Origin of the sequence: Caulobacter sp. (genome assembly GCF_039596335.1) — a bacterium.
Taxonomy (GTDB): Bacteria; Pseudomonadota; Alphaproteobacteria; order Caulobacterales; family Caulobacteraceae; genus Caulobacter.
This window is the reverse complement of record NZ_JBCNJZ010000004.1, coordinates 142,164-159,440: the sequence shown is the minus strand read 5'-3', so window position 1 is coordinate 159,440 and position 17,277 is coordinate 142,164. Positions and strand designations below refer to the sequence as shown.

Annotated in this window: 20 protein-coding genes; 10 read left to right on the top strand and 10 right to left on the bottom strand. The window is 68.1% G+C overall.

Annotation, left to right across the window (positions count from 1 at the left end):
- Window positions 1–113: 113 nt before the first annotated feature.
- Window positions 114–1,757, top strand: a complete 1,644-nt coding sequence (locus tag ABDW31_RS09815) for a family 43 glycosylhydrolase (protein WP_343698567.1) — start codon at window positions 114–116, stop codon at window positions 1,755–1,757.
- A 77-nt stretch (window positions 1,758–1,834) separates the two neighbouring features.
- On the opposite strand, the gene ABDW31_RS09810 is transcribed toward ABDW31_RS09815, so the two are convergent.
- From ABDW31_RS09810 to ABDW31_RS09795, 4 genes are all read right to left on the bottom strand, one after another.
- Window positions 1,835–2,026, bottom strand: coding sequence for a hypothetical protein (locus ABDW31_RS09810; RefSeq protein WP_343698566.1), 192 nt, complete (start codon window positions 2,024–2,026; stop codon window positions 1,835–1,837).
- 83 nt (window positions 2,027–2,109) lie between these two features.
- Entirely contained in the window at window positions 2,110–3,117 is a 1,008-nt protein-coding gene (locus ABDW31_RS09805; protein ID WP_343698565.1) for an HlyD family efflux transporter periplasmic adaptor subunit, read from the bottom strand.
- Between the two features lie 21 nt (window positions 3,118–3,138).
- Complete coding sequence (locus ABDW31_RS09800; RefSeq protein WP_184721078.1) at window positions 3,139–3,888, bottom strand: ABC transporter ATP-binding protein; 750 nt, start codon at window positions 3,886–3,888, stop codon at window positions 3,139–3,141.
- On the bottom strand, window positions 3,885–5,090 hold the full coding sequence (locus ABDW31_RS09795) for an ABC transporter permease (protein ID WP_343698564.1): 1,206 nt from the start codon (window positions 5,088–5,090) through the stop codon (window positions 3,885–3,887). The genes ABDW31_RS09800 and ABDW31_RS09795 overlap by 4 nt, the downstream gene beginning before the upstream one ends.
- Before the next feature lie 296 nt (window positions 5,091–5,386).
- Between ABDW31_RS09795 and ABDW31_RS09790 the strand changes: the two genes are divergently transcribed.
- On the top strand, window positions 5,387–6,667 hold the full coding sequence (locus ABDW31_RS09790) for a nucleoside transporter C-terminal domain-containing protein (RefSeq protein ID WP_184721074.1): 1,281 nt from the start codon (window positions 5,387–5,389) through the stop codon (window positions 6,665–6,667).
- A gap of 66 nt (window positions 6,668–6,733) precedes the next feature.
- Complete coding sequence (locus tag ABDW31_RS09785; protein WP_184721072.1) at window positions 6,734–7,351, top strand: glutathione S-transferase; 618 nt, start codon at window positions 6,734–6,736, stop codon at window positions 7,349–7,351.
- Here the strand turns inward: ABDW31_RS09785 and ABDW31_RS09780 are convergent.
- Window positions 7,348–7,803: a PaaI family thioesterase gene (locus ABDW31_RS09780; RefSeq protein WP_184721071.1), complete on the bottom strand. Its 456-nt coding sequence runs from the start codon at window positions 7,801–7,803 to the stop codon at window positions 7,348–7,350. The two genes, ABDW31_RS09785 and ABDW31_RS09780, sit on opposite strands and share 4 nt — an antisense overlap.
- Before the next feature lie 107 nt (window positions 7,804–7,910).
- Between ABDW31_RS09780 and ABDW31_RS09775 the strand changes: the two genes are divergently transcribed.
- From ABDW31_RS09775 to ABDW31_RS09755, 5 genes are all read left to right on the top strand, one after another.
- Window positions 7,911–8,213, top strand: a complete 303-nt coding sequence (locus ABDW31_RS09775; protein ID WP_343698563.1) for a DUF3253 domain-containing protein — start codon at window positions 7,911–7,913, stop codon at window positions 8,211–8,213.
- A gap of 188 nt (window positions 8,214–8,401) precedes the next feature.
- A complete protein-coding gene (locus ABDW31_RS09770; protein ID WP_343698562.1) occupies window positions 8,402–8,989 on the top strand; it encodes a uracil-DNA glycosylase family protein in 588 nt (195 codons plus the stop codon).
- On the top strand, window positions 8,986–10,044 hold the full coding sequence (locus ABDW31_RS09765; RefSeq protein WP_343698561.1) for a lysophospholipase: 1,059 nt from the start codon (window positions 8,986–8,988) through the stop codon (window positions 10,042–10,044). Before ABDW31_RS09770 ends, ABDW31_RS09765 begins: the two co-directional genes overlap by 4 nt.
- 61 nt (window positions 10,045–10,105) lie before the next feature.
- The gene (locus tag ABDW31_RS09760; protein ID WP_343698560.1) at window positions 10,106–11,167 is read left to right on the top strand and encodes a Glu/Leu/Phe/Val dehydrogenase; all 1,062 of its coding nucleotides are present in this window, start codon (window positions 10,106–10,108) and stop codon (window positions 11,165–11,167) included.
- Window positions 11,168–11,216: 49 nt separating this feature from the next.
- On the top strand, window positions 11,217–11,504 hold the full coding sequence (locus tag ABDW31_RS09755; protein ID WP_343698559.1) for a UvrB/UvrC motif-containing protein: 288 nt from the start codon (window positions 11,217–11,219) through the stop codon (window positions 11,502–11,504).
- 4 nt (window positions 11,505–11,508) lie between these two features.
- On the opposite strand, the gene ABDW31_RS09750 is transcribed toward ABDW31_RS09755, so the two are convergent.
- The 5 genes from ABDW31_RS09750 to ABDW31_RS09730 all read right to left on the bottom strand — a co-directional run bounded on the left by ABDW31_RS09750 (window position 11,509) and on the right by ABDW31_RS09730 (window position 15,327).
- Window positions 11,509–12,381, bottom strand: a complete 873-nt coding sequence (locus ABDW31_RS09750) for a hypothetical protein (protein WP_343698558.1) — start codon at window positions 12,379–12,381, stop codon at window positions 11,509–11,511.
- 106 nt (window positions 12,382–12,487) lie between these two features.
- A complete protein-coding gene (locus tag ABDW31_RS09745; RefSeq protein WP_184721063.1) occupies window positions 12,488–12,634 on the bottom strand; it encodes a hypothetical protein in 147 nt (48 codons plus the stop codon).
- Window positions 12,635–12,659: 25 nt separating this feature from the next.
- Window positions 12,660–13,535, bottom strand: coding sequence for a transglutaminase family protein (locus ABDW31_RS09740; RefSeq protein WP_343698557.1), 876 nt, complete (start codon window positions 13,533–13,535; stop codon window positions 12,660–12,662).
- A gap of 44 nt (window positions 13,536–13,579) precedes the next feature.
- Window positions 13,580–14,245 carry a TetR family transcriptional regulator gene (locus ABDW31_RS09735; RefSeq protein ID WP_184721059.1) on the bottom strand — a complete coding sequence of 222 codons (666 nt, stop codon included), beginning with the start codon at window positions 14,243–14,245 and terminating at the stop codon, window positions 13,580–13,582.
- A gap of 101 nt (window positions 14,246–14,346) precedes the next feature.
- Entirely contained in the window at window positions 14,347–15,327 is a 981-nt protein-coding gene (locus ABDW31_RS09730) for a glycosyltransferase family 2 protein (protein WP_343698556.1), read from the bottom strand.
- A 160-nt stretch (window positions 15,328–15,487) separates the two neighbouring features.
- Between ABDW31_RS09730 and ABDW31_RS09725 the strand changes: the two genes are divergently transcribed.
- Together ABDW31_RS09725 and ABDW31_RS09720 are read left to right on the top strand one after the other, a co-directional pair.
- On the top strand, window positions 15,488–15,847 hold the full coding sequence (locus ABDW31_RS09725) for a helix-turn-helix transcriptional regulator (RefSeq protein ID WP_184721055.1): 360 nt from the start codon (window positions 15,488–15,490) through the stop codon (window positions 15,845–15,847).
- 11 nt (window positions 15,848–15,858) lie between these two features.
- Complete coding sequence (locus ABDW31_RS09720; RefSeq protein ID WP_343698555.1) at window positions 15,859–17,268, top strand: calcium-binding protein; 1,410 nt, start codon at window positions 15,859–15,861, stop codon at window positions 17,266–17,268.
- Window positions 17,269–17,277: the final 9 nt, after the last annotated feature.

The following is a 17,277-nucleotide window of genomic DNA, read 5'->3' as shown; positions in this document are numbered from 1 at the left end:
ATGCTTTTATGGATGAAACGTCGCGAACTTACCAGTCGACGAACATCGCGCCATCAATTACTCAGAGGAAATGATCGGCCCGCTGGCCGGCAATGTTTTGTTTGGGGGAACTGATGACCCATCTGTCACGGCGCGGCGCGCTAGGAGCCGTTCTTGGAGGCGCCGCCGTCGCGGCCGCCAGTTCCGCAACGCCGGCGGCGGCGCAATCGGCCGGCGCCATGGGACGGCTGCCCGCGAAGCCGGCCGCCTCGCGCTGGAAGACCACGTTCGAAGGCCAGCGCAAGGCCGACCTGGGCGACGGCCGCTTCCTCAACCCGATCCTCGCCGGCGACCATCCCGACCCGACCATCCTGAAGGACGGCGCCGACTACTACATGACGTTCTCGACCTTCGAGAGCTATCCGGGCCTCTTGATCTGGCACTCGCAGGACCTGGTGAACTGGCGTCCGCTGGTCACCGCCCTGGAGCGCAACATCGGCTCGGTCTGGGCGCCGGAGATCATCAAGCACGACGGCCGCTACTACATCTATTTCCCGACCAAGAAGACGGCGAGCCCGGAGTCCAAGACCTCCAACTGGGTGGTCTGGGCCGACAAGATCGAGGGGCCCTGGTCGGACCCGATCGACCTGGACCTGCCCGGTCATATCGACCCGGGCCACGCGGTCGGCGAGGACGGCACGCGGTGGCTGTTCCTCAATGGCGGCGACCGGGTCAAGCTGACGGCCGACGGCCTGCGCACGGTGGGCAAGCCCGAGCACGTCTATGACGCCTGGCACTATCCGGAGGACTGGGAGGTCGAGGGCTTCGCGCCCGAGGGCCCCAAGATCCTGCGTCGCGGCGAGTACTTCTACATGATCACCGCCATCGGCGGCACGGCCGGCCCGCCGACCGGCCACCAGGTGATCGCCGCCCGCTCCAAGTCGATCAACGGGCCGTGGGAGAACTGCCCGCACAACCCGCTGGTCCGCACGCAGGACAACAGCGAGATGTGGTGGTCGCGTGGCCACGCCAGTCTGGTCGAGGGCCCGGCCGGCGACTGGTGGGGCGTCTATCACGGCTACGAGAACGGCTATTACACCCTGGGCCGCTCGACCCTGCTGGCCCCGGTCACCTGGACCAAGGACGGCTGGTTCACCTTCGGCGGCGGCGACCTCTCCAAGCCGATCACTAAGCCCAAGGGCGGCAAGGTCGTCACCCACGGTTTTGCGCTATCCGACGACTTCAGCGCCGACAAACGCGGCATGCAGTGGGCGTTCTTCGGCCCCACGCCCGACGAGCCCAAGCGCTTCAACCGGGTGGGCGGCGCGCTGGAGCTGACCGCCACCGGTCAGGCCCCGTCAACGTCCTCGCCGCTGCTGTTTGTCAACGGCGACCAGGCCTACGAGTACGAGTGCGAGATCGAGATCGACCCGGGTGTCACCGCCGGCCTGATCCTGTTCTACGACCGCCAGCTCTATTGCGGCGTGGGCTTCGACGAGAAGCGCTTCGTGACCCACCAGTACGGCATCGAGCGCGGCCGCCCCGCCAATCCGTATGGCCGCCGGATGCTGATGAAGGTGCGCAACAACCGCCACATCGTCAGCTTCCACACCAGCGGTGACGGCGGCAAGACCTGGAAGCGGTTCGACCGCGGCATGGAGGTCAGCGGCTACCACCACAACGTCCGGGGCGGCTTCCTGATGCTGAAGCCGGGTCTCTATGCGGCCGGCCAGGGCAAGGCCCGCTTCCGCAACTTCGTCTACCGCGCGCTGCCCTAGGGCTCGGGCGCGGGCCAGACATACGAAAGGCCAGGAGCGATCCTGGCCTTTTCTTTGTGGTCGCAGGGCCTGTTGGATCAGGCCGAGATGTTCACCAGCGTGCCGGTGAGTTCGCCGGTGGTCTGGGCCAGGGCCGCGCCGGCGGCGACGGTCATCTTGACGTTGGTCTGGGCCACGGCCAGCGCGGTCAGGTCGGCGGCCGGCGACGGCGTCTGCGCGGGCGCTGCGGGACGCGGCGTATAGGCGGTGTTGGCGGCGGAGACCTGCACGGCGAGTTCCCTTCGGATTCGCCGGCAATCTGGCCCTCAAGCCTTAAGCAGGCCTGACCAAACAGGGTTAAGGACCGCGACGCTTACGCCTTGTTCTTCGTCATCCCGCCGCCGACCGGGGCGGCCGGCTTGTCGCGCTTCACGCCGGCTTTCTGGCCGGGCTTCATGAACTTGACCAGGACCCGCTGGCCGACCAGCAGGGCGGCGTTGTCGGCGCTGACGACCACCTCGACGACGCGTTCGTCGCTGCGCTGGCTGGGGTCGTCGGAGGCCAGCTTGCGGGCGCCGAAGACGCCGGCGCGGCGCAGCACCTTGCCGACATAGGTCTTGGTCGGGTCGCTCTCGGGCTGGATCTCGACCTCCTGGCCGATGGCGACGTTGGGGATGTCGGCCTCGACGATCTCGGCGCGGACGATGCGCTGGGTGTTGGGCTCGAGATCGAACATCGCCGTGACGTTCAGGGTCGAGGCGCCGGCGCCCGGATTGGCCTGGCGGCGGGCGATGCGGCCGTCGGCCGGAGCGCGGATGATGGTCAGTTCCTGGTTGAACTGGGCCTGGGCCACCTGGGCCGCGGCGACCTGGATCGCCGCCTGCTGGGCGCCGATATTGGCCTGGGCCGAGGCGATCTGGTCGCGGGCGGTGTCCAGGCGCTGGGCGGCGACATAGTTCGAGGCGGTCAGGCTCTGCAGGCGGTTATATTCGCGCTGGGCCGTCCGCAGCTGCACCTGGAACTGGGTGAGCTGGGCGCGGGCCGAGGCCAGGGCCGCGGCGGCGGTCTGCGAGGCCAGGCGGACGTCGTCGTCCTCCTGCTTGGCCAGCGGCTGGCCGGCCTTCACGACGTCGCCTTCCTGGACGAAGACCTCGCGGATGATGCCCTGGCGACGCGCGGCCACCTGGATCACGCCGCCTTCGACGTCAGCCTTGCCCTGGGCGATGGCGGCATAGGGGGAGGGCTCCTCCATGCGGGCCGCCGCCTCGAGCTTCTTCTTTTTCTCGGCCGCCTGGCCCTTCATGTAGACGGCCCCGCCGCCGATCAGCAGCGCGACGACCAGGACGATGTAGAAGGCGGGGCGGCGCAGGAACGCGGGCATCTTGGAATTTCCCCCAGGAAATCAGTGGCTGAGCGAGGCGGGATGGGCGTCGGGCGTTCTACGCACGTCGTCCAGGATCCGGCCGTCCTCGATGTGGATGACGCGGTCGGCATAGGCCTCCAACCGCGGGTCGTGGGTCACGCAGATCACCGCCGCGCCGCGCTCGGTGGCGGCGGCGCGCAGCAGCTTGATCACCGTCTCGCCGCTCTTGCCGTCGAGGGCCGAGGTGGGTTCGTCGGCGAAGATCAGGTTCGGGTTCTTGGCCAGGGCGCGGGCGATGGCCACGCGCTGCTTCTCGCCGCCCGACAGCTCGGCCGGGCGCTGGTTGACGCGCGGTCCCAGGCCCACCGACTCCAGCGCCGCCTGGGCGCGCCGGGCCTGCTCGCCCTTGCCGACGCCCTGGTACTTCAGCGCCGTCATCACCTGCTGCTTGGCGGTCAGGGCGGGGAACAGGTTGAAGCCCTGGAAGATGAAGCCGCAGTGGTCGAGGCGGAACTTGTCGATCCGGCCGCTGGGCAGGGCCCACAGGTCTTTGGCCTCCAGCGCCGAGACGACGCCCTCGTCGGGCTTCAGCAGGCCCGACAGCGCCGCGACCAGGGTCGACTTGCCCGAGCCCGACGGGCCCATGACCATGGTGACGTCGCCGTGCCGGGCGTCGAAGTCCACGCCCTTGAGCACCTCGATGAAGGTGCGGCCGGTCTTGAACCGCTTGACGATGCCCTTGGCGGCGAGGGCGCTTTCGCCCCGCTTGTGACTGTTATTGCCGCTCATCGCAGGAGGTCCGCAGGTTGGCTCTTCTTCAGGATGCCCAGCGACAGCAGGCCCGACAGAATGGCGATGACCAGGAGGAAGAAGGCGATGGCCACGACCATCGGGATCGGGAACGACATCGGCAAACCACCCATGGCCGCCAGGCTGGAGACGATCCAGGTGAAGACGCCGGCCATAAGGATTCCGGCCACGCCGACCCAGAAGGACAGTTCCATGACGATGGTCCGCAAAGACCCCATCGACACGCCCAGGGCGCGCAGGGAGGCGAACTCCTTGATATTGGCCATGATCGCCCCGCGCAGGGTCTGCCAGGTGATGGCCATGCCGATCACCGCGCCCATGATCAGGGCGAACACCAGGATGATGCTGATGAAGCTCTCCTTCAGCATCGAGTTGGAGTTGGCGTCGGCCAGTTCCTGACGGGTCCAGGCGCGGAATTTGCCGTCGGCCTTGGCGTTCAGCTGGGCGGCGACCAGTTCGGCCCGCGAGGGATCGGCGATCTGCACCATCAGCGGGCCGACGCGCTGGCCGGTGTCGGCCTCGCCCAGCATTCGCAGGGTGTCGCGCGACATGACCAGCGAGGCCTGCATCATGTTCGGATAGCCGGTGGTGACCACGGCCACGGTGACGGTCTTGCCGTTGTATAGGGCCTTGTCGCCCTTCTTGACGCCCAGACGGGCCAGGGCGGTCTGGTCCACGGCCACGGTATAGGGCTGGCGCAGGGCCTCGATCATGGAGTCGGTGTAGTCGGTCGGCACGGTGACGTAGCCGGGAATGGCGTCGATGACGGTGACGTTGACGAACTCGGTCTTGCGGCCGCCGCCACCACCGCCGCCCTTACCCTTGCCGCCCTTCTTGGCGCGGGCCTCGGCCTTGGCGATCTGTTCGGGCGTCAGGATGTTCTGGAAGCGGCCGCCGGAGCCGTCCAGCGGGGCCACCTGCAGCACCTCGGGATGGCTGTAGACCAGCGGGATCATGCGGCGCGGCAGGCCCGAGGGGCCGCCGTTGAACAGCGCCGTGGCGCCGGGGCCCAGCACCATGATGTCGGCGCGGGCGCGGTCGATCTGGGCGGTGAACGCCTTGCCGATGCCCATGAACATGCCCAGGAAGGCCAGCACCAGCAGGCCCGAAAAGGCCAGGGCGACGACGGCCGCCATGTAACGACGCCACTCGTAAAGCAGAGTGGCCAAGGCCAGCGACATGCTTCGCACTTCCCCCAAAGAGCGACGGCTTCCCGCCGCCGGCTCCCAAACCGACGGTTGCAGCAATGACCGGCGAACGTCCAACGTCCAAGTTAAATCGGGGTAACGGGCGTTGCAGCGGTGAAATATTTGCCCGTCTGCTCAGCGGGGATGCGAGAGGCCCCAAGAGGCATTTTGCCACTTCCTTAACCAATCCCTAAGCAAGGCGCTTGCGCGAGGCGGCTGTCTTGGTGTCATTCTGCGCCCTTGGTTGGCGTCGCGGGGGCGTCGCCTCTTTCAGTAAGGTCTTCCTCTTGATGTTCCGTCCTGAGAACGTCCAAGCCCTGGCGGGTCTGGCGCTCACCTTGGGCCTCTGCTGGCTCGTTTCCGAGAATCGCAAGCGATTCCCCTGGGTGCTGGCGATCGCCGCCATCGTCGTTCAAGTGCTGCTGGTGCTGGTCCTGTTCGGCCTGCCCCAGGCGCGCCAGCTGCTGCAGGGCGTCAACGGCGCCGTCGAGGGTCTGGCCAGCTCGACCCAGGCGGGCACCGCTTTCGTGTTCGGCTTCCTGGCTGGGGGCGAGCAGCCTTATCCGGTCAACAATCCGGGCGCCGGCTTCATCTTCGCCTTCCGCGTCATGCCGGTGATCCTGGTGGTCTGCGCCCTGTCGGCGCTGCTGTGGCACTGGAAGATCCTGAAGTGGGCCGCCCAAGGCTTCGGCTTCATCTTCCAGAAGACCCTGGGCCTGCGCGGTCCGCCGGCCCTGGCCACCGCCGCCACCATCTTCATGGGCCAGATCGAAGGCCCGATCTTCATCCGCGCCTATCTCGACAAGCTGTCGCGCTCGGAACTCTTCATGCTGATCACGGTCGGCATGGCCTGCGTGTCCGGCTCGACCATGGTCGCCTACGCCACCATCCTGGCCGGGGTTCTGCCCAACGCCGCCGCCCACGTGCTGACCGCCTCGATCATCTCGGCTCCGGCCGGCGTGCTGCTGGCCCGCATCATCGTGCCGTCCGATCCGATGGAGAAGGGCGCCGATCTCGACCTGGCCGGTGAGGACAAGACCTATGGCAGCGCCATCGACGCGGTCATGAAGGGCACCACCGACGGCCTGCAGATCGCGCTGAACGTCGGCGCCACGCTGATCGTCTTCGTGGCCCTGGCCACCATGGTCGACAAGTTCCTGGGCGCGATGCCCGATGTCGGCGGCCAGCCGCTGAGCATCGCCCGCGGCCTGGGCGTGGTCTTCTCGCCCCTGGCCTGGGCCATGGGCGTGCCGTGGAAGGAAGCCGGCACCGCCGGCGGCCTGCTGGGCGTGAAGCTGATCCTCACCGAGTTCACCGCCTTCATCCAGATGTCGAAGATCGCCGTGGGCACGCTGGACGAGCGCAGCCGCATGATCCTGACCTACGCCCTGTGCGGCTTCGCCAATATCGGCTCGGTCGGCATGAACGTGGCCGGCTTCTCGGTCCTGGTCCCCCAGCGCCGCCAAGAGATCCTGGGCCTGGTCTGGAAGGCCATGATGGCCGGCTTCCTGGCCACCTGCCTGACCGGCTCGCTGGTCGGCCTGATGCCGCGGGTGCTGTTCGGGCTCTAACCCGCGCTTCCGTTCCCTTGCGGAATGAGATCATCCTCCCGGTCAAAAGCCGGGAGGATTTTTCTTATGAAGTTCTACGACAGCCGTCGCGCGCCCAATCCTCGGCGGGTGCGCTGGTTCATGGCCGAGAAGGGGATCGAGGACGTCGAGATCGTCGACATCGACATCTTCGGCGGTCAGCATCGCCAGCCCGGCTACCTGGCCAAGGCGGGCCTTCCCAATGTGCCGGCGCTGGAGATCGACGAGGCCACGACGATCACCGAGTCTGTCGCCATCTGCCGCTATCTCGAAAGCGCCTATCCGGAACCGAACCTGTTCGGTCGCGACCCGCGCGAGACGGCGGTGATCGAGATGTGGACGCGCCGGGCCGAGATGCTGCTCTCGACGCCGCTGATGATGGCCGTCCGCCACGGCCACCCCGCCCTGGCTGCGATCGAGACCCAGGTCCCCGAGATCGCCGAGGCCAATCGCAAGGCCGCCGAACGTGCGCTGAAGGTGTTCGACCGCCGACTGGCCGAGAGCCCGTTCATCGCCGCTGATCGCGTGACGATGGCTGACATCATCGCCGTCACCGGCATCGACTTTGCGCGCATGGTCCGCTTCCGGCCCGACGCCGAACTGGCGCACGTCAACCGCTGGCTGGCCGAGATGAACGCCCGGCCGGCGGCCAAGGCAGGGGTCTAGCCGCGCGAGCGGATCTTCTTCACGACGCCCGAAAAGTTCAGCATCGGGCTGCCGCCGGTGGCGATCAGGCCGCGGATAAACAGCAGGGAGCCGCCGGCGCGGACCACCTCACCGGTGGCCGTGACCAGGTCGCCGGGGCGGGCGGGGCCGACGAACTCGCCGTTCAGGCTGACGGTCACCGCGCGGCTGTCGGCCAGTTCCTTCCAGGCGATGGCGAACAGCGAGAAGTCGGCGAAGGTCATCATGCAGCCGCCGTGCATGAAGCCGCCGCCGTTCATGTGCTTGGTCTCGGCGCGGAAGGCGGTGGTGACGACGCCGGCGTCATCCTCGCGGAAATAGAACGGCCCCGACTGGTCCTCGAACGGGTCCAGCCCCGACCAAGTCCGCCACCCGGCCCACTCGCCGCCCTCCACCAGGCGCGGTCCGCTCATGATCTCGTTGCCGCCGTCCATGTGAGGTCCCCTCCGCTTGTTCTTATCGCTGTTCAGTTAGAAGGGCGGTCCGCGCGACGCAAGCCGCCGCTCTCGCCTCTGCTGACAATCCGTGGCAAGGGAGCGCCATGACCTCCCCGATCCAAGACACCATCCTGTCCATGCTGGCGCCGCTGGCCGAGGGCAAGTCGATCGACCCGATGAACGTGGCCAAGGCGATCCAGCCCGAGCGCTGGCAGCAGATCCTGGGTCACGTGCGTACCAACGCCATCGAGCTGGCCCGCGAGGGCAAGGTCGTGATCCTGCGCCACAACAAGCCGGTCAATCCGGAGAAATTCCGTGGCGTCTATCGCATCCGCACGCGCCTGGAAGGCGACCCGACCTCGTTCGAGGAAGCGCCCGAAGCCGATGTTGAGGGCGACGAAGACTAACCTTTTCCCGTCTCCCCGGCGAAAGCCGGGGCCCAGATCGAACCCCGGGGCGTATGAGCGTTTTAGCGCCGCCGTCTCTCGGATCATCCCAAGCCGCACAGGATGTATCTGGGCCCCGGCCTTCGCCGGGGAAACGGATTGGGGCGGCCAAGCTTGGAGTTTCGAGCGCCGCGCCTAAATCCTCGCCGATGCCGCCGCTCGATACGCTCCTCTCCGACATCGCCGCCTGCCGGGCGTGCGCGCCGTATCTGCCGCACACGCCCCGGCCGGTGACGCGGGTCCGCGAAGAGACCCGCATCCTGATCGCCGGCCAGGCGCCGGGACGGTTGGTCTACGAGACCGGCCTGCCGTTCAACGACCCGTCCGGCAACCGCCTGCGCCAGTGGATGGGGATCGACCGTGACACCTTCTACGGCCGGCCCGAGATCGGCGTGGCGGCCATGGCCTTCTGCTTTCCGGGGACCAACCCGAAGGGCGGCGACTATCCGCCGCCGCCACGCTGTGCGGCGCTGTGGCGGCCGCAACTGCTCGAGCAACTTCCCAATGTCGAGTTGACCCTGCTGGTCGGCAGCTACGCCCAGGACTGGGCGCTGCCGGGGCGGACCGGCAAGACCATGACCGAGACCATCGCCCGCTGGCGCGAGTTCGGGCCCACCGTTCTGCCCATGCCGCACCCGTCGTGGCGCAACACTGCCTGGCTGAAGCGCAATCCGTGGTTCGAGGCCGAGGTCACGCCCTATCTTCGCCAGCGTGTCGCGGACATTCTGAAGCTATGAACCGTCGCGCCCTGATCCTGACCGCGTCCGCCGCCGTGCTGAGCGCCTGCGCGCCGCTGGTGCAGCGGCCGGACCTGGCGGCGCTGGGCTTTCGCGGGCCGCGCCTGACCGATGATGGCTTCATCAGCTTTGACGGTTCGAAGCTGGGCCTGATGCGCTGGATGCCGGCCGCGGAACCCGACTGGGTGATCGTCGGCCTGCACGGCATGAACGACTACGGCAACGCCTATCACCTGGCCGCCGACTGGTGGGCGGGGCAGGGGATTGCGACCTACTCCCTGGACATCCGGGGCTTTGGCCGTTCGCCCGAGCGCGGGGTGTGGGCGCCGGTCGATCTGGCGCTGGATGACGTCCGCGCCCTGGTCACGGTGGTGCGCGAGCGGCATCCGACGGCGAAGATCGCCCTGGCCGGGATCAGCATGGGCGGCGGCCTGGCGATCAGCGCCATGGCCTCCGACAATCCTCCGCCGGTCGACAAGCTGATGCTGTTCGCGCCCGCCGTCTGGGGCTGGTCGGCCCAGCCGCTGCCCAACCGCCTCAGTCTCTGGCTGACCGCCCACACGGCGCGGGGCTGGGTGATCGAGCCGCCCGACTGGCTGACGCGCGAGATCATGGCCTCGGACAATATCGAGGAACTGCGCCGCATGGGCCGCGACCCGCTGATGATCTGGGGTACGCGCTCGGACACCATCTACGGCCTGGTCAATCTGATGGAGCGGGCCTGGAAGTCGACCGACGATGTGCGTCTGCCGACCGCCTGGTTCTATGGGGCCAAGGACCAAGTCATTCCGCGCGAACCGACCGTCGAGGCGTCCACGCGCCTGCCGGGCGTGAAGACAGCCTATTACGCCCAGGGCTATCACCTGCTGCTGGTCGACAAGCAGGCCCACAACGTGTGGAGCGACGCCGCGGCGTTCCTGCGCGAGGGCGTCGATTCCTGGCCGCCGTCCGGCGCGCCGCCGATCCCGGCCAGCGTCGCGGCGATGAAGGCGATGGATCCGCCCAAGCCTTCGAAGCGCTCTCGCAAGTCACAGGGCCAGTCTGGGGGCTTGTGAGGCGCGGCCGGCGGGCGTAAACCGCCGACCAGTTCATTCTGGCTGACGCGAGACCGATGGCATGACCTTGTTCGATTCCCCCGATTTCGAGGGACACGAAGGCGTCCACGCTTTCTTCGACGAAAAAACCGGCCTGAAGTCGATCGTCGCGATCCACTCCACCGCGCGCGGCCCGGCCGCCGGCGGTTGCCGCATGTGGGACTATGCCAGCAGCGAGGCGGCCCTGACCGACGCCCTGCGCCTGTCGCGCGGCATGTCGTACAAGAACGCCATGGCCGACCTGGACTTCGGCGGCGGCAAGGCCGTGATCATCGGCGATAGCCGTACCCAGAAGACGCCGGAACTGTTCGAGGCCTTCGGCCGCGCGGTCGACAGCCTGGGCGGCCGGTACTGGACGGCCGAGGACGTCGGCGTCTCGCCGGCCGACCTGATGAGCACCCGCAAGACCACCCGCTTTGTCGCCGGCCTGGAAGGCCACGCGGCCGCCTCGGGCGATCCGTCGCCGGTCACCGCCGAGGGTGTGTTCCGCGGCGTGCGTCTGTGTGTCGAGCGCGCCCTGAACCGCGACCTGAACGGCGTGCATGTCGCCATCCAGGGCGTGGGCCATGTCGGCGCCTATCTGGCCGAGAAGCTGCACGCCGCCGGCGCGGTCCTGACCATCGCCGACGTCAACCAGCAAGCCCTGAATGAGGTCGCCGAGAAGACCGGCGCGACCATCGTGCCGGCCGACGCCATCTTCGACGTCGAGGCCGACGTCTTCGCCCCTTGCGCCCTGGGCGGCGCGATCTCGGCGGCGACCCTGCCGCGCCTGAAGGTCAAGGTCATCGCTGGCGGCGCCAACAACCAGCTGGCCGACGCCATGATCGGCCAGACCGTGTTCGACCGCGGCATCCTCTACGCCCCCGACTACGTCATCAACGGCGGCGGCATCATCAATGTGGCCGCCGAGATCCGCGCCCTGGAAGCCGGTGGCGCGTTCGACGGCGCCTGGGTGGCCGGCAAGCTGGATCGCCTGGCCCAGACCCTGGCCGAGGTCATCGACCAATCGATCAGCGAGAAGCGTCCGGCCAATCTGGTCGCCGACGAGATCGCCCGCGCCCGCATCGCCGCCGCGCGCGGCTAAACCTCTGCCTCGTGCGTTCTCCATGGGAGTCCATCCCATGGAGGCGCGCATGTCCCACCTCGACGACCTGAAGGCGCAGCTGGAAACGGCTGTAGCGGCTCAGGATTTCGACAGCGCCGCCCGCCTGCGCGGCGAGATCGATGGCATCCGCCGCAGCGCCAAGGTGCGGGACGTCGAAGGCGCGCCTCAGGCGTCCTACTTCCAGCGTCAGGTTCCGGGGAAGATGGGTCTGGGGACAGATCAGCCGGTCCCCAAGACGCCCGCAGGCTGGACCCCGCCGAAAAAGCCCGATCCGATGACGGCGAACCACTCGCGGGCCGGGCGGCGAAAGGGCTAGGCCCTTACTTCCCGCGCACCGAGACCGTGACGCCCACGACCGTATCCTTGTCGGAATAGTCGATGCCGCGGAACTTGCGCTGGGTCGCGGTCAGCGAGACTTGGCGGTTATCCTTGCGGTAGCCCAGGCCCAGCTGGCGGCTGCCGAAGCGGGCCAGCTTTTCTTCGCTGAGGCCGGCGTTGCGCCAGCCGCCGAAGGTGTCGCGGATCAGGTTCAAGCCGTACGCCTTGCCCGAGCTGGCGGCGTACAACATCCAGCGGCCGCGCTTGAGGTCCTGGGCCGAGGCGGCCGCCTTGGACATCAGGTTCGAGGCGTTCAGGGTCAGGCGGCGCACGGCGTTGGACTGCAGGCCCATGGGCGTGAAGGGCAGGGGCTCGTCGTCGATGCGCGCCTGCAGCACCTTGCCGGGCAGCGGATGGGCCGAGGTGTGGGTCAGGGCCAAGACAGGGCCGCTGGGCGGGCGCCGGGCTTCCGCATGCATCCGCACCGCGGGGCGCGGCGGGGCGGGCTGGGTGCGGGCCTGAGCGGGTGGCTCGGCAGCGACCGACGGGGCCTCGGCAAGCTCGACCGTCTTGGGTTCTGGACCGCCCGCCAGCGCCACCGTGGCGACGGCGGGCGTGGCGTAGGTCTCGACCGCCAAAGCTGCGGGCGGCGCGGCCTGCGAGCGCTCGCCGCCATAGCGGGCGGTGGCGATCGGGGCGTCGGGATCGTCGAGATAGGCGGGGCGAGCGACAGCCTCAGGGCCGCCGGCCAGGGTCAGGGTCTGGTCGTACGGCTGCGCCGCGCGAGGCGAAAGCGCCGTCGCGGTTCCGACCACGGCCCCAATGGCAATCATGGTCGTGATCGTCAGCAGTGCTCCGAGCGCGACCCCTCGCATGCTCGCTCAGCTCCCCATGTCCCTCAGGTTGCAGATTAATAAAACCTTAAGCGCGTGCCTAGACGCCTTGTGTGACAAGGGTTTCCGTTAACGACGATTTGTTCGCTCAGTGACCCGGCTTGGGTTCGAACGAGCGCTTTTCCTTCATTTTCACGCAGTCTTGGCTCGGCTTCTGGCCATGCTGGGCCTTGGGCTCGGTCTTCGGAAGACTGCCGGTCAGGTTGGGGTTCTGGTTCTGGAAGCCGCTGGTCATGGTCGTTCCTCCCGCGTTCTTCTTATCACGCCGCGCGACTGGCTTCATCGGCCAGGCTGACATCCACGGAGACGTGAAGCTGCGACGCGCCTGGGTCGCCGATGATGGCGCCGGACACGGGTAACGCTTGAGCGGGGCTGCGGGTGGCGGCGACGCGGATCAGATCGGGCGATTCCGCCAGGCCGTTGGTCGGGTCGAACTCTAGCCAGCCCAGATCGGGCAGGAAGACTTCGCACCAGGCGTGGGTCGCGCCTGCGCCGCGGATCTCAGCGCCCGGTGAGTGGATATAGCCGGTGGCGAACAGCGCCGCGTAGCCCAGCCGGCGCAGGCCTTCGACCATCAGCCAGGCCACGTCGCGGCATGCGCCGCTGCGCAGGGTGAGGGTCTCTGCCGGGGTCTGGACGCCCTCGGCCTCGCGGCCCTGGTACTCGAACTGCTCGTGGATGGTGCGGTTGACCCGCAGCAGGAACTCCAGGGCGGACTCGTCGCGGCAGGTGTCCAGTTCGCGCAGCCAGCGCAGCAGCACCGCGTCCGGGTCGTCGGTCACCGGGGCGATGAACGGCTCCAGGGTGACCCGGTCCTCGGCGGCGTAGATGATCGGCGTCAGGGTGTGCGGGTCCTTGATCCGCGGCGGGGCCAGCGGGGCGGGGAAGCGGTCGATCAGCAGTTCGCTGGCCACCCGCATGGAGTCAGCTTCGCCGTCGGGCTGAAAGAAGCAGACGCAGTTGCCGTTGGCGTCATAGCTCCAGCGGGTCTCGCCGGGCGGATAAAGGGTCAGCGACGCCTCGACGATGCGCAGGGCGTGGCTGTCGCGCGGGCGGATCATCAGCCTCTGAGGGCCGAACCGCACCGGGCGTTCATAGGTGTAGAGGGTCTCGTGAAGAATGCGCAGTCGGCTCATGACCGGCGCTAACGCGCGCGGTCACGAGCCGGTTGCGGGTTTCCTCAGGCGTTGAAGCCGGCCTCGGCGAAATCGAGCATGCGCTCCAGCAGCGTCACCACATCGGCCTCGCTGGTCTGGCCCTCGGACAGGACGTTCAGGCGGTCGAATTCGGCGAAGCGGTTGTTGTGCAGCATGCCCAGGGTGAAGTGCAGCCGCCAGTAGACGTCTTCCGGCGACAGGTCGGGGCGGGCGCGCAGCAGGGCGTCGGAGAAGCGGCGCAGGTGAGAGACGTCGGTCTTCAGCACAGTGCGGATCTCGTCGGTGCCTTCGCTGCGGGCGCGGATCACGAACTGCAGCGAGATGCGGCGCTCGTGGTCCGGCGCTAGCCAGCGCAGAGGCGGGGTCAGCAGGGCGGCCAGAACTTCGCGCAACGGCGGATTGCCGTCGTGACGGTCATTGGCCTCGTGCAGCATCTTGGCGCGCTCGCGATTGAGCTCGGCCGTGCGCCGCTTGAAGATGTCGAACAGCAACGCGTCCTTGGACCCGAAGTGGTAGTTCACCGAGGCAAGGTTCACGCCGGCGGCGGCGGTGATGTCGCGCACGGAGACGTTCTGGAAGCCGTGTAGGGCGAACAGGCGTTCCGCAGCCACGAAGACCAGGTTCTTGGTGGCGGCTTCGGTCTCGGCGGCCTCGACCTCATGAGAGGCGGCGTCGGTGGTCGGACTCACTACGTATTCCCCGTTTACCCGTGGGGAAGTCTTACGACCGTTCGAATTTGGCGCAAGCGTCAAGATCGTCGGTGGGCTGCCTAATCGACGTTCAGACGCGCTTAGGCTGCGCGATGCTCGGCAGGCTGGCGTGTTGCGAGGCGTTCGACGGGGCGACCCATGCGGCCGCGCACCAGCTGGCGCAGCAGCGGACGGCCCACAGCCACGCCCAGGATCAGCGGGGCCAGCACCAGGGCCAGGACCTTGCGGCGCTTGCTGTCGGCGCGCTTGAGGAAGTAGCGGACCAGGCCCTTACCCTTGTGCCACTCGATGACCAGCGGGTTCTCCTTGCTGGTCGAGCCGACGTGGATGATGCGGGCATTGGGCTGGAACAGCACGCTGCCGCCCATCTTGCGGGCCCGCCAGCACAGGTCGACATCCTCGACATGCAGGAAAAAGCCCTCGTCGAAGCCGCCGAGCACGTGGAAGTCGGCCGCCGACATATAGAAGCAGGCGCCCGAGATCGTAGGGGTGTCCACCGGGTGCGAAGGGGGGGCTTCGCTCTCCCGGTGGATCTCGAAGCGGCGCAGCGGGGGCAGGGTGGCGCTAAGCTTCGAGAGGCTGAGCAGGGTCGTGACCGGCGTAACTTCGCCACGTCGCGCGCCCCGCTGTTCTGTTCCGTCGGTGTTGAACACCCGGGGCCCGATCACGCAGGGGGAGGGGCGGTCGCGGGCGGCGTCGATCAGGGCCGACACCGCGCCGGTGGTCAGGAAGGCGTCCGGGTTCAGGAACACCAGCGACCGGCCCTTGGCGTTGGCCGCGCCCAGATTGGCGGCGCGGGCGAAGCCGATATTGCCCAGGCCCTGCAGCAACCGAACCCGCGGCTCGCGGCGGGCCAGGTCGCGCAGCCAGGCCGCGTCGGCCAGAGACGAGCCGTTGTCGACGATGATGAACTCGTCCACCAGCGGCTCGGCCAGCACGTGACGCACGCTCTCCATCAGCGCCGGACCGGTCATGTAGACGACCATGATCAGCGACACGCGGGGCGTCGTCGCCCAGGAGGCGGCGCGGCGGGAGTGGGCCGGATCGATGGAGACGTACATGCAGCGGCCTGCGTTCAAAATAGTTGCGTTAAAACTGTATGCGTGGTTCTGAGCTTTCCGCAAGGGCTTTGCAAGCCCTCGATAACCTGCTGTTGCGTTTTTACGCAATGTGTAACAACTAAGGCGGCGTCCGAGTTGTGGACGCGGGAACGGCTTTGCGATGTCACGAACGGCGATGAACCCCGCCAAGGCGGCGTTGACCAAGACTCTTCGGCGCGAAGCCGGGCGTTGGCTGAAGTCCGCGCGGGAGGCCGCCGGCCTTACCCAGGCGGAACTGGCCGAGATGACCGGTTTGCGCTACTACACCTTCGTGTCCCAAGTGGAGAACGGCCTGGGGCGCGTGCCGATCGAGACCCAGGCGATCTGGGCCGAGAGCCTTGGCCTGGATCCCAGCCAGTTCGCCCGGACCCTGCTGCGCTACTATGAGCCCGAACTTCACCGACTGCTGTTCGAAGGCGCCGCCGATGGCGCTGATGGGGACGTTGACGGCGATGTGGCCGAACGGGCGGCTCAGGGGTAAAGAGCCGCGCCATGGGTGAGATCCTAGCCTTCAGCCCCCGGCCCCCGGCCACCGACTGGTCCGCCAACGAGCGCGGCCTGCTGATGCTGCTCACCCAGCAGCTGGCCAGCAGCTATGGCGAGATCGACAGCGTCTTCGGCCAGACCGACTCGGGTGACCCCTGGTACGTCGTCACTGACTCCAACCAGGACGTGCTGGTCCACATCGCCCGCATCGACGGGCGCTTCGTCGTGCATGACGCGGCGGTCGACATGTTCCACCAGGTCGGCAGCCTGTGGGGCGCGCTGCGCCAGGTGCTGTCCTCGAGCGGCGTGGAGGAGGCCGGCGGCAACGTCGTGGCCTTCAATCCGTCCAGCCGCGAGGCCCAGTCCTTCCTGTCGCTGGTCATCGCCGTGGGCCTGTATCTCGAGCTGCGCGGCATCGAGGTCGGCGAAGCCGGCCGCCTGAATTTCGAGAACCTGCCGCGCGTCGACGACCTGTCGATGGACGTGGTCGCCTCGCGCCTGATCGCCTCGCTGGGCTTCGACGGCGATCGCGCCGCCGGCCGCGCGATGCCGCACAGCGCCTCTGACGCCGGCGCTCAGGCGCAGCAGGCTCCGGTCAAGGCTGAAAGCCTCAAGACCTTGGCCATCGAAACGCCCGCCGAGGCCGCTTCGGGGCTGGGCGTCTTCAAGATCGCCCACCTGGCTCCGGCCCCGTCGGCCGATGTCGCGCCCAGCGCGCCGCAAGCCGTCGCCAATCTGCCGGAAGACACCCCCGTGATCAGCGGCGATCTGGAAGGCGCGGGCTTCGCCGCCGGCCGCTCGGTGATGAAGGGCACGGCCGGCGCCGACGTCCTGTACGGCACGGCCGAAGGCGAAGTGATCAAGGGCGAGGCCGGCGACGACTTCATCGACGGCGGCGGAGCCAAGACCGGCCAGATCGACCGCATCGATGGCGGGGCTGGCGACGACAAGATCGTCATGAACGCCCGCGTGGTCGCCACCGGCGGCACGGGCGCCGACACCTTCCTGATCGTGGCCCACGAGCCGGCCACCAAGCTGGAAGCGCTGCTGGGCGTGGTGCTGGATTACTCGGCCGCCAAGGGCGACCACCTGGCGGTCATGGGCAGCGGCCACGTGACCGTGGTCTCGGCCACGGCCGTCAGCAACGTGCTGGCCGCGCAGGAAGCCGCCCTAGGCGAGGCGACCGCCAGCCAGGTCACCGACGTCAAGGGCCCAGTGGCAGGCGCGCGCGTGGGCTTCGACCTGGACGGCGACGGTCGCGAGGACGTCTTCATCCTGCTGGGCGGCGCCAACACGTCGACGTTCAGGATCGGGACGACCATAGCCAATGACCACGATCTGCCGAAGGTGCCGTTGATTGGTCAGCCGGCGCACGACGGCGGCTTGTTCGGCGGCGAGGGCGGCGCCCAGCGCTAAACGCGTCGG

Bases quoted from the DNA above. Each gene is read 5' to 3' on its own strand.
- ABDW31_RS09815 (WP_343698567.1), top strand. From the start codon at position 114: ATGACCCATCTGTCACGGCGCGGCGCGCTAGGAGCCGTTCTTGGAGGC.
- ABDW31_RS09805 (WP_343698565.1), bottom strand. From the start codon at position 3,117: ATGCCCGCGTTCCTGCGCCGCCCCGCCTTCTACATCGTCCTGGTCGTC.
- ABDW31_RS09800 (WP_184721078.1), bottom strand. From the start codon at position 3,888: ATGAGCGGCAATAACAGTCACAAGCGGGGCGAAAGCGCCCTCGCCGCC.
- ABDW31_RS09795 (WP_343698564.1), bottom strand. From the start codon at position 5,090: ATGTCGCTGGCCTTGGCCACTCTGCTTTACGAGTGGCGTCGTTACATG.
- ABDW31_RS09790 (WP_184721074.1), top strand. From the start codon at position 5,387: ATGTTCCGTCCTGAGAACGTCCAAGCCCTGGCGGGTCTGGCGCTCACC.
- ABDW31_RS09785 (WP_184721072.1), top strand. From the start codon at position 6,734: ATGAAGTTCTACGACAGCCGTCGCGCGCCCAATCCTCGGCGGGTGCGC.
- ABDW31_RS09780 (WP_184721071.1), bottom strand. From the start codon at position 7,803: ATGGACGGCGGCAACGAGATCATGAGCGGACCGCGCCTGGTGGAGGGC.
- ABDW31_RS09775 (WP_343698563.1), top strand. From the start codon at position 7,911: ATGACCTCCCCGATCCAAGACACCATCCTGTCCATGCTGGCGCCGCTG.
- ABDW31_RS09770 (WP_343698562.1), top strand. From the start codon at position 8,402: ATGCCGCCGCTCGATACGCTCCTCTCCGACATCGCCGCCTGCCGGGCG.
- ABDW31_RS09765 (WP_343698561.1), top strand. From the start codon at position 8,986: ATGAACCGTCGCGCCCTGATCCTGACCGCGTCCGCCGCCGTGCTGAGC.
- ABDW31_RS09760 (WP_343698560.1), top strand. From the start codon at position 10,106: ATGACCTTGTTCGATTCCCCCGATTTCGAGGGACACGAAGGCGTCCAC.
- ABDW31_RS09755 (WP_343698559.1), top strand. From the start codon at position 11,217: ATGTCCCACCTCGACGACCTGAAGGCGCAGCTGGAAACGGCTGTAGCG.
- ABDW31_RS09750 (WP_343698558.1), bottom strand. From the start codon at position 12,381: ATGCGAGGGGTCGCGCTCGGAGCACTGCTGACGATCACGACCATGATT.
- ABDW31_RS09745 (WP_184721063.1), bottom strand. From the start codon at position 12,634: ATGACCAGCGGCTTCCAGAACCAGAACCCCAACCTGACCGGCAGTCTT.
- ABDW31_RS09740 (WP_343698557.1), bottom strand. From the start codon at position 13,535: ATGAGCCGACTGCGCATTCTTCACGAGACCCTCTACACCTATGAACGC.
- ABDW31_RS09730 (WP_343698556.1), bottom strand. From the start codon at position 15,327: ATGTACGTCTCCATCGATCCGGCCCACTCCCGCCGCGCCGCCTCCTGG.
- ABDW31_RS09725 (WP_184721055.1), top strand. From the start codon at position 15,488: ATGTCACGAACGGCGATGAACCCCGCCAAGGCGGCGTTGACCAAGACT.
- ABDW31_RS09720 (WP_343698555.1), top strand. From the start codon at position 15,859: ATGGGTGAGATCCTAGCCTTCAGCCCCCGGCCCCCGGCCACCGACTGG.